This window comes from Pseudomonas lactucae, from assembly GCF_016937615.1.
In the GTDB taxonomy this organism is placed as follows: domain Bacteria; phylum Pseudomonadota; class Gammaproteobacteria; order Pseudomonadales; family Pseudomonadaceae; genus Aquipseudomonas; species Aquipseudomonas lactucae.
The window spans coordinates 1-4,512 of the sequence record NZ_JAFHKI010000253.1 but is presented as its reverse complement, the minus strand read 5'-3'; the positions used below and the strand labels follow the sequence as shown (position 1 = coordinate 4,512).

The 4,512-nt window shown below is 61.4% G+C and carries 4 protein-coding genes; all 4 read right to left on the bottom strand.

Going from position 1 to position 4,512, the window contains the following annotated elements; all coding sequences use genetic code 11:
• Positions 1 to 39: 39 nt before the first annotated feature.
• The 4 genes from JWR98_RS29075 to JWR98_RS29060 are packed head-to-tail and all read right to left on the bottom strand — an operon-like array spanning position 40 to position 4,398.
• Positions 40 to 1,521 (bottom strand): mannitol dehydrogenase family protein, encoded by a 1,482-nt coding sequence (locus JWR98_RS29075; RefSeq protein WP_078733060.1) that lies wholly within the window; start codon positions 1,519 to 1,521, stop codon positions 40 to 42.
• Between the two features lie 18 nt (positions 1,522 to 1,539).
• On the bottom strand, positions 1,540 to 2,643 hold the full coding sequence (locus JWR98_RS29070) for an ABC transporter ATP-binding protein (protein ID WP_003173671.1): 1,104 nt from the start codon (positions 2,641 to 2,643) through the stop codon (positions 1,540 to 1,542).
• 23 nt (positions 2,644 to 2,666) lie between these two features.
• Positions 2,667 to 3,497, bottom strand: coding sequence for a carbohydrate ABC transporter permease (locus tag JWR98_RS29065; RefSeq protein ID WP_003173672.1), 831 nt, complete (start codon positions 3,495 to 3,497; stop codon positions 2,667 to 2,669).
• Positions 3,498 to 3,507: 10 nt separating this feature from the next.
• The gene (locus tag JWR98_RS29060; RefSeq protein ID WP_078733061.1) at positions 3,508 to 4,398 is read right to left on the bottom strand and encodes a carbohydrate ABC transporter permease; all 891 of its coding nucleotides are present in this window, start codon (positions 4,396 to 4,398) and stop codon (positions 3,508 to 3,510) included.
• Positions 4,399 to 4,512 lie beyond the last annotated feature (114 nt).

Sequence of the window (4,512 nt, the reverse complement as noted above, 5' to 3'; positions counted from 1 at the left end):
CTGACACACCGCCATCGGGGGCAAGCCCCTCCCACATTTCTAAGCCGGTTTCTTCAGGAGGTTTTGCAGGGTCGCTGTGACGCCGTTATCACGCAAGCTCACAAAACACCGCTCGAAAGCTGCCACAAATGCAGGCGAGTTGGGAATAGCTGTGCCGAAAATCTCTTCCACGCCCAACAGGCGTTTGCTGATCAATGCATCGTCACTCACCAGCCCCTGGCAAAATTGCGCGCGTGGATCCGGGATCTTGTAGCTCACCCCGTTTTCGTCCACCCCCTTCAGATACAACGCCCAGGCAGCCACCACCAACGCCGCGCGCTCAGTCTCACGCCCCTGCGCAATCAAGCGATTAATGGTCGGCACGGTGAACTTGGGAAACTTCGACGACCCATCCGAACACACGCGCTCCAACTGATCGGCAATGGCCTGGTTGGAGAAGCGCTCCACCAGCGTCTGCTTATACGCCGTCAGGTCGATGCCGGGCACCGGCGCCAGGTTCGGCGTGACGTCCAGGTCCATGTAGGCACGCATATAGGCGACGAAGACCGGATCGTTCATGGTCTCGTGCACAAACCGGTAACCCTTGAGAAACCCCAGGTAGGTCAGCGCCAGGTGGCTGCCGTTGAGCAGGCCGATTTTCATTTCTTCGTAGGGCGTCACGTCATCGGTGAACTGCACGCCGACCTTTTCCCAGGCCGGACGGCCGTTGACGAACTTGTCTTCCAGCACCCACTGGACGAAGGGCTCGCACACCACCGGCCAGGCATCATCGATGCCATGCTGGTCGTGCAGTTGCAGGCGGTGCGCGGTGCTGGTCATTGGCGTGATGCGGTCGACCATGGCATTCGGGAAACTCACGTTGGCCTTGATCCAATCATGCAGCCCGGCGTCGTGCAGGGCGGCGAACGCCAGCAATGCCTTGCGCGTGACGGCGCCGTTGTGCGGCAGGTTATCGCAGGACATGACCGTAAACGCCGGGGTGCCGGCGGCGCGGCGCTGGGTGAGGGCGGCGCAGATAAACCCGAATACGGTTTTCGGCGCAGCGGGGTGCGCGAGGTCATGCTGGATCTGCGGCAGGTGGGCCATGAATTCGCCGTTGCTGTCGTCGATGCAATAACCGCCTTCGGTGATGGTCAGCGAGACGATGCGAATCGCAGGGTCCGCCAGCTTATCGATCAACGCCTGGGCGCCGTCTTCGGCGAGCAGCATGTCACTGATCGAGCCGATCACGCGCACTTCGGTGTCGTTGGTGTCGCCCAGCTCATACAGGGTGAACAGGTAATCCTGGCCGGCCAGGTCATCGCGGGCCTTGCGGTCCTCGGCGCGCAGGCCGACACCGCAGATGCTCCAGTCCAGGCCTTCGCCGCTGTTCATCAAAGCGTCGGTGTAATACGCCTGGTGCGCGCGGTGGAACCCGCCGACGCCGATATGGGCGATGCCTTGGGATGTGTCGGCAAGCGCATAGGTCGGGATGTTTACCTGCGGCGCCAGTTGGGTCAGGTTGTGTTTATTCAGCTTCATAACGGAGTACTCGCGAAATCAGGCGGCGGCGCGCAGTGGGCGGGTCACGGCCACGCCGTCGGTGTCGAACAGATGGCAGTGCGCCGGGTCCAGGTGCAGGTGCAGCGTTTCGCCATATTGGCTGGCCATGTCGCCACGGATTCGCATGGTCAGCGGCTCGCCGTTGGCGGTGTTGACGTGGCAGAAGGTGTCGCTGCCCAGGCGCTCGCCAACGTCGGCGGTGACGGTCAGGGTGGTTTGCCCAGGTACGGCGATTTCCAGGTGTTCAGGGCGAATGCCCAGGGTCACGGCACTGCCCACGCTCAGGGTCGGGCCGCTGAGCGGCAGGCTGATCAAGGTGCCGGCGTCCAGCTGTACCTCGCAATTTTGCGCCTCGACCCGCGTGACCTTGCCCTTGAGGAAGCCCATCTTCGGGGTCCCCAGGAAACCCGCCACAAACAGGTTGGCCGGCTGGTGGTACAGCTCCAGTGGCGAGCCGACCTGCTCGATACGGCCGCTGTTGAGCACCACGACTTTGTCGGCCAGGGTCATGGCTTCGACCTGGTCGTGGGTGACGTAGATCATGGTCGCCTGCAGTTCCTTGTGCAGGCGCGCCAGCTCCAGGCGCATTTGCACGCGCAGGGCGGCGTCGAGGTTGGACAGCGGTTCGTCGAACAGGAAAATCTTCGGGTTGCGCACAATCGCGCGGCCAATCGCCACGCGCTGACGCTGGCCGCCGGAGAGTTGCTTGGGTTTGCGCTCCAGCAACGGGCCCAGCTCGAGGATGCGCGCCGCTTCGTTGACCTTGCTCTCCACCAGCTTCTTGTCGACGCCGGCCAGGTCCAGGGCGAACGACATGTTCTTGCGCACGCTCATGTGCGGGTACAGCGCGTAGGTCTGGAACACCATCGCCAGGTCGCGTTTGGCCGGGGTCACTTCGGTGATGTCGCGGCCATCGAGTTCAATGGTGCCGTCGCTGACCTCTTCCAGGCCGGCGATCAGGCGCAGCAGGGTGGATTTACCGCAGCCCGAAGGGCCGACAAACACCACGAATTCCTTGTCGTTCACTTCCAGGTCGATGCCTTTGATGATCGAGAAACCTTCGAAGCCTTTTTGCAGATTCTTGATTTTCAGGTTGGCCATGATGGGCCCTCCGCTAGGAATTATTATTTAACCGCGCCGAAGGACAGCCCACGCACCAGCTGCTTCTGGCTGATCCAGCCAAAGATCAGGATCGGCGCGCAGGCGAGGGTCGAGACAGCGGACAATTTGGCCCAGAACAAACCTTCGGGGCTGGAGTAGGAGGCGATCAGCGCGGTGAGCGGCGCGGCGGCGGACGAGGTCAGGTTCAACGACCAGAACGCCTCGTTCCAGCACAGGATCAACGACAGCAACACGGTGGAGGCGAGGCCTCCCTTGGCGATCGGCAGCAGCACCCGGACCATTTCCTGCCACAGGGTGGCGCCGTCCAGGCGCGCGGCTTCGAGGATGTCCTTGGGGATGTCCTTGAAGTAGGTGTACACCATCCACACCACGATCGGCAGGTTGATCAGGGTGTAGATGATGATCAGCGCAATGCGCGTATCCAAAAGGCCGAAGCTCTTGGCCAGCAGGTAGATCGGCATCAGCACGCCCACTGGCGGCAGCATCTTGGTGGACAGCATCCACAGCAGCGTACCCTTGGTGCGCTGGGTTTCGTAGAACGCCATGGAGTAGGCGGCCGGCACCGAGATCAGCAGGCACAACGCAGTGGCGCTGAACGAAATCAGCACCGAGTTCCATGCGTAGCTGAAGTAGTTGCTGCGCTCGTTGATGTGCAGGTAGTTCTCCAGCGTCGGCGTGAAGATGAACTGCGGCGGGGTGGCGAACGCGTCGATTTCGGTCTTGAAGCTGGTCAGCACCATCCAGAAGATCGGGAAGAAAATCAGGATCGCGATGGCCCAGGCCAACGTGCCAAGCAGCAGGCTTTGCAGGCGGCGGGATTGTTGAAGCGTCATGGCGCGGCCCTCAAGGCTTGTCAGTCAGGTTTTTGCCGATCATCCGCACCAGGATGATCGCCGCGATATTGGCGATGACGACGGCAATCAAGCCGCCGGCCGAGGCCATGCCCACGTCGAACTGCACCAGCGCCTGGTTGTAGATCAGGTAGGCGAGGTTGGTCGAGGCGTAGCCGGGGCCACCATTGGTGGTGGTGAAGATTTCGGCGAACACCGAGAGCAGAAAGATCGTTTCGATCATCACCACCACGGCAATCGGGCGCGCCAGGTGCGGCAACGTCAGGTGCCAGAAAATCGCGATGGCGCCGGCACCGTCCAGGCGTGCGGCTTCCTTTTGTTCCTGGTCGAGGGACTGCATGGCGGTCATCAACAGCAGGATCGCAAAGGGCAGCCATTGCCACGACACGATGATGATGATCGACAGCAGCGGGTAGTGCGCCAGCCAGTCCACTGGCTCGGCGCCGAACAGCTTCCACACGGCGGCGAGAATCCCCGACACCGGATGGAATATCAGGTTCTTCCAGATCAGCGCACCCACGGTAGGCATGATGAAGAACGGCGAAATCAGCAACACCCGCACCACGCCGCGGCCGAAGAACTCACTGGCCTCCAGCAGGGCGCTGATCAACACGCCGAACACCACGCTGATCAGCAGCACACTGCCCACCAGCAACAGCGTATTGGTGGCGCCGGGCAGGAAGCCCGAATCGGTAATGAAATAGGTGAAGTTCTCCAGCCCCACGAATTGGTTCTCGCCGGGGTAGAGCAGGTTGTAGCGGATCAGCGAAAAGTACAGGGTCATGCCCAGCGGCACGATCATCCACACCAGCAGCATGGCGACAGAGGGCGTGACAAGGAACCAGCCGGGGTTGGCCAGGCGGTTTTTGGGTGTTGTTTTCATGATATCAAGGCCAGTGCAGAGCAAGAATCGGAGTGCGATCAATGTGGGAGGGGGCTTGCCCCCGATAGCGGTGTATCAGTTACAAAATCATCAACTGGTAGATTGCTATCGGGG